The following is a 5,080-nucleotide window of genomic DNA, read 5'->3' on the forward strand; positions in this document are numbered from 1 at the left end:
TATTTGTGTATTGCGCTGGCCTCGATATCAAGACGATGAGAGGCGATAGAAGTGTGTGATGCCATGTTCGAGGTAGATATCTAACTTCGATCTGATCTTCGCAGAGTAAACCCGCTTTCGAAGCGATAGAAAAGAGCTCCCACAACACAACAAAGAACTACGTTAATGAGAAGGAATCTTTGATCCTGGCTTACCTGCAATCCTGTAAAATGTTTGACTGTAATTCCGACTATAAAGAAGTACGCCATCTGAACAAGAAAGATGTGATAGGAAGCCTTCCCGAAATACCTGAACATCCGACTGAACCAACTCATATCATCCCTTGAGAAATATTTCAGCATTATCACTACAAGCATCAGATCCCATACATAAATAGGAGCCTTGTGTATCCTCCAGTTAAGATCTTCAAGGATCCCTGCATGTCCCGTGTTGAGGGCCAGGATATAGACAAAGCCTGTCATAGCACCCAGTGTCAGGAATATCTTGTTTCCTTCAGGTCTGAAAACGATAAAAACACCCAGGGAAATTGCAATTAAGTACCGAAAACAAAGCAGTCTGTATAGAGAAGGTTCAATCCCGTACAGATGAAGCATGATCTCTATCCCTACATCAACGATGAAGATCATTATCAGGGCCCTTGCTATTCCCTTCCTCAATAGAAGATAAAGAAGAGGGAGAATCAGCAGGCACTGAATGATGACAGGGATATAGAAAGAACCAGGCCCCCAACCACCTCCAAGAAATGATTTTATTATTATTATGGAAAACCATGAATCGATTCTGACTGGCGTAATGAGAAGGACAAATATTGTTTCTATGATAAATATCAGCAGGAAGGGCCTCAATATCCGCCAGAACTTTTTCGATAGATAATTGAGATCGTACATCTGACGCAGATCCGTCCACCCTCTCCTGAGATAGGACTGCGCTCCGTTATAGCCTACCAGGATCATGAACACTGCGAGAGCCCTGAAAATCGTGTATCGTACCGGAAGAACGTTCCCTGTAACATTATTCAGAGAATGCGCTATGACGACACAGAAAATCGCCACTCCCTTGACCATATCGATATTGTTATCTCTCTTCATTGTCTTCTCACTTCAAATTCCCAGAATACTTCATGAAATAGTAAAGCGACCCGACGACCCGTTTTCTCTTATCCTGGATATGGTGGTTTCGCCGCATATCCCAAATTGAATTTCTGATATCATGGATTAAAGCAAAAAGACTGCCACAAAGTCAACGGGGTTGATCAAGAACCTGGCCGGATCAAGTTTTCCCTTGATTTACACCGCTCGTGTAATTAGTTTCTTCAAATCAAAGTAATTGTGACCCTGAAACGGATGATTCTGAGGAAGTGAATATGCCTACATACCATTACGCTTGTGAAAAATGCGGGCATGAGTTCGAGATCGACCAGAAGATCTCCGATCCCCCGAAGAAAAGATGCCCCGAATGCCGATGCAAGGTATTCAGGGTAATACACCCGGTCGGACATATACTGAAAGGCTCCGGTTTTTATAAGACCGATTACAGGACCGAGGACTTCAGCAAAAAGGAACTGGCTGAAAAAGAATCCTCAAAACCTTCCATAAAATCTTCCCCGGATTCTGACAGCAGCAAAAAAGACAAGGTTTCGAAAAAGACCGCAAAAGAAGACTGACACCTGCTCCCTGGGCGTAATCACCTATTATTTAAACAGGTTATGGCTCTACGCCATTGACAGGCAAGGCTCCCTTATGGTAAAATTCCATATCAGGAGGAAGATCATCGGCTATTCAGATATCGACAGGCTGGTAGTAAGGCGCCCAAATCCTTCGCTGCAGATAAACAGCCGCCAGGGAGAGTTTGACAGGCGTCACTTCGCTTATAACGAGAATATATCGAAATTCCATCTTGAGAATGAGATGCTCTGCTCTCTCCTGGATATCAAGCCTGGAGAAAGGGTGCTGAATGTCGGTGGCGGAATAGGGTTCACCCTGTACGAGCTGGCCAACCTCGGCGTGGAATGCTTCGATGTGGATATCTGCCCCGGCGACTCGCAATTCGTTCAGGGGATGGCTGATTTCTACGGCCTCGATATCAAGGCGATGAGAGGCGATAGTTGTGCCCTGCCATTCGGAAATAATATCTTCGACTCGGTCTATTCCAAAGACACTTTCGAGCATATCTGGGATTTCGAGACCGGGATGCGCGAACAGATAAGAGTCCTGAAACCAGGTGGTAGACACCTTGTGCTTGTCGGCAACCTGTTCAATCCCCGGACATTCTACAGCATGTTCGTGAAACGCTTCATCGATAGCCGCGGGAAGTCCGGCGGGCTCAAATGGCTGCTGACCAAACACCGGGCCAGGATAGATTTCGGGATAGGATGGCACGGCAAGGACGAGGACTGGAAGACCCTCGGCTGGTGGAAAAAAAAGATGAAAGGCTTCCCCGAACTCGAACCTCTCACAATAACGACGACACGCGCGTACAATTATCCTGACAAACTGGCCAACCGTATATTCAAACCCTTCGTCGGTGGGCTGATCATACTATCGAGAAAAAGAACCTGATTATCTCTTCGAAAAAAAGGCGGCCTCTTTTAACAGGAGCCGCCTTCGTTATTATCACTCAAAACGGCATTGAGCCGCGAGCCTCAGATCAACCTTTCAGGATACCATCGATAATCTCGATACCCTTGTCGATCTCTTCATCTGTCACGTTCAGTGCCGGACGGAACCTTACGGTCTTCGTGCCACACTTCAACGCTATGAAGCCGTTATCCATGCATCCGTTTACAAAGGTGTCCCTGCTCGGGCCGTCAGAGAAGTCGAAGGCACAGAAGAGTCCGAGTCCTCTTACGTTGGAAACGCTACCGGGATACTTCGTTCCCAGTTCCTGCAATTTCTCCTGGAAATAAGCGCCCATCTTCGCGGCGTTCTCTACGAGGTTCTCATCCCTGATGACCTCGAGGATCCTAGTCACTCTGACCATATCGATCAGGTTTCCGCCCCATGTCGAGTTGATCCTGCTCGAGACCTTGAATACGCTGTCTATTTCGTTCAGTCTCTCGCTCGCAGCGATACCGCAGACCTGCGTCTTCTTGCCGAAGCACATGATGTCGGGATTCACACCGTAGTTCTGATGCGCCCACCATTTTCCGGTCATTCCGAGTCCTGTCTGGACCTCATCGTAGATCAGGATTATTTCGTTGTCGTCAGAGATCTTCCTGAGTGCCTGGAAGAATTCCTTCCTGAAGTGGTTGTCCCCACCCTCACCCTGGACAGGCTCGATGAGGATCGCAGCGATATCGTTCGGATTGTCGGCTATAGCCTTTTCGATCTGATCAATCGCCTTCTTTTCAGCCGCTTCGATCTCAGCCAGGTGGTCAGCGATCGGGAAGGTGACCTTAGGGTTATCTATGCGGGGCCAGTCGAATTTGGGAAAATAATCTGTCTTGGTCGGATCGGTGTTCGTCACTGACATCGTATATCCGGTCCTGCCGTGGAAAGCTTCGCGGAAATGGATGACCTGCTGACCCTTCTCTCCCGTGATCCCCTTCTCAAGATTCTTGCGGATCTTCCAGTCGAAGGCCGCCTTCATGGCGTTCTCTACCGCAAGAGCTCCACCACTTATGAAAAAGAGGTTGGGAAGATAATCGGGAATGGCTATCTCCACGAACCTGTGCACGAACTCGGCCATTTCAGTCGTATAGATGTCTGAGTTACTGACCTTGTTTACAGCAGCTTTACCTAACTTCGCGAGAAACTCATCACTGGTCAGAGCGGGGTGATTGTATCCCAGCGCGCTTGAGGCAAAAAAAGTGAAGAAATCGAGATATTTTTTACCCGTCGCCGCATCTACCAGCCAGCTGCCATGGCTTTCTTTTAGATCAAGCACGAACGGATAACCGTCTACCAGCATATTGGCATCAAGAGATTTATGAACATCCGCCGGCGCAATATTCTTGCAACTCATGAAACACCTCGCAATCTGAACCTGAAAAAGAACTCTGCTGAGAATTATTAAAAGGCCCCGGTGAAGGGACGGAGCTAAATATATTAACTTTACCGGATATTTTCAACCTGTTTAATCCTGTATTGGAAGGATTTCTTCAGCAGATCACATCGACAGGGACGGACAATAAAAAATAGGGCCAGATTCTGTGGCTGCACTCCAGAACCCGACCCATACACGCGGTACAGCGGGACCAGGATACGGTGCGACAGTTTGCCCCGCATCCCACGATCCCGGGTGAGGTGATCTCGCCACTTCACGCTCCCGCAAACCATTATCATAACAATTTACAAATGCAGCCGGACGTTATCTCTTGAATCTCTCACGTCTGTCCTCAGGCCAGAACTTCCTGGTCTCCACCAGCCTGGAATCTTCATCAAAGATGAATTCTCTCCCAGCCTCATAGTAGGTCCAGTGTTCGAGTACACGCCCGTACCCTTTCACGCGTAACCTGTGCACGGGGTAACCGTAGTCGTGATAGATCGTCAATTTATCGTTCTTTAGCCTGGACTCCAGAAGTGAATGCCGGAGATACCTGCGGCCTCTTTTCCCGCGGTTGATCGTGACCGCTTCGGCGGTCGAACCCAGCAGAGCTGCCAGAGTCAAGACCAGGATCAATCTTTTGACCATCGTCTGAACTCCTTCCTGATGTAAAACCTCAAAGTTGCATAACCCGCAATCCTGCCATGCCCCATTGTACCACAAAATGCCCTGTGATTTCAAGTAGGTTGCTATGATTGAGTAAATCACCCCATTGTACCTCATGATTCCTCGGGGAGAATCACATCCACCCCCGACACTTGACAAAAAGAAAAAGTCGTTGCCTGATAAAGCTGATTTACGGTAAGTTCTTTGCTGACCATCTAATGAGCATCACATTCGAAATCAGGAGGATAGCGTGAATCCAGAAGGGAATCTCAAGCAGCGCGGTCAATGGTCTTCCCGTTTCGGTTTTGTCCTCGCGGCCGCCGGTTCCGCCATAGGGCTGGGAAATATCTGGCGCTTTCCATATGTTACGGGAGAAAATGGCGGGGGAGCCTTTCTCTTTCTTTATCTCATCTGCATCCTGCTGCTGGGA

The 5,080-nt window shown here is 48.0% G+C and carries 6 protein-coding genes; 3 read left to right on the plus strand and 3 right to left on the minus strand.

The window, feature by feature from the left end:
• Window positions 1–80 precede the first annotated feature (80 nt).
• Window positions 81–1,088 carry an acyltransferase gene (locus tag KOO63_14480; protein ID MBU8923021.1) on the minus strand — a complete coding sequence of 336 codons (1,008 nt, stop codon included), beginning with the start codon at window positions 1,086–1,088 and terminating at the stop codon, window positions 81–83.
• A 275-nt stretch (window positions 1,089–1,363) separates the two neighbouring features.
• Between KOO63_14480 and KOO63_14485 the strand changes: the two genes are divergently transcribed.
• Both KOO63_14485 and KOO63_14490 read left to right on the plus strand, forming a co-directional pair.
• A complete protein-coding gene (locus tag KOO63_14485) occupies window positions 1,364–1,663 on the plus strand; it encodes a hypothetical protein (protein ID MBU8923022.1) in 300 nt (99 codons plus the stop codon).
• A gap of 76 nt (window positions 1,664–1,739) precedes the next feature.
• Window positions 1,740–2,558: a methyltransferase domain-containing protein gene (locus KOO63_14490; GenBank protein MBU8923023.1), complete on the plus strand. Its 819-nt coding sequence runs from the start codon at window positions 1,740–1,742 to the stop codon at window positions 2,556–2,558.
• 88 nt (window positions 2,559–2,646) lie between these two features.
• Here KOO63_14490 and lat read toward each other — a convergent pair whose 3' ends face one another.
• Both lat and KOO63_14500 read right to left on the minus strand, forming a co-directional pair.
• Window positions 2,647–3,963, minus strand: coding sequence for an L-lysine 6-transaminase (gene lat, locus KOO63_14495; protein ID MBU8923024.1), 1,317 nt, complete (start codon window positions 3,961–3,963; stop codon window positions 2,647–2,649).
• A 345-nt stretch (window positions 3,964–4,308) separates the two neighbouring features.
• A complete protein-coding gene (locus KOO63_14500) occupies window positions 4,309–4,632 on the minus strand; it encodes a hypothetical protein (GenBank protein MBU8923025.1) in 324 nt (107 codons plus the stop codon).
• Between the two features lie 268 nt (window positions 4,633–4,900).
• Between KOO63_14500 and KOO63_14505 the strand changes: the two genes are divergently transcribed.
• The coding region (locus tag KOO63_14505) for a sodium-dependent transporter (GenBank protein MBU8923026.1) at window positions 4,901–5,080 on the plus strand (180 nt) is incomplete at its 3' end.

The sequence above is a fragment of the Candidatus Latescibacterota bacterium genome (assembly GCA_019038625.1).
Classification (GTDB): domain Bacteria; phylum Krumholzibacteriota; class Krumholzibacteriia; order Krumholzibacteriales; family Krumholzibacteriaceae; genus JAGLYV01.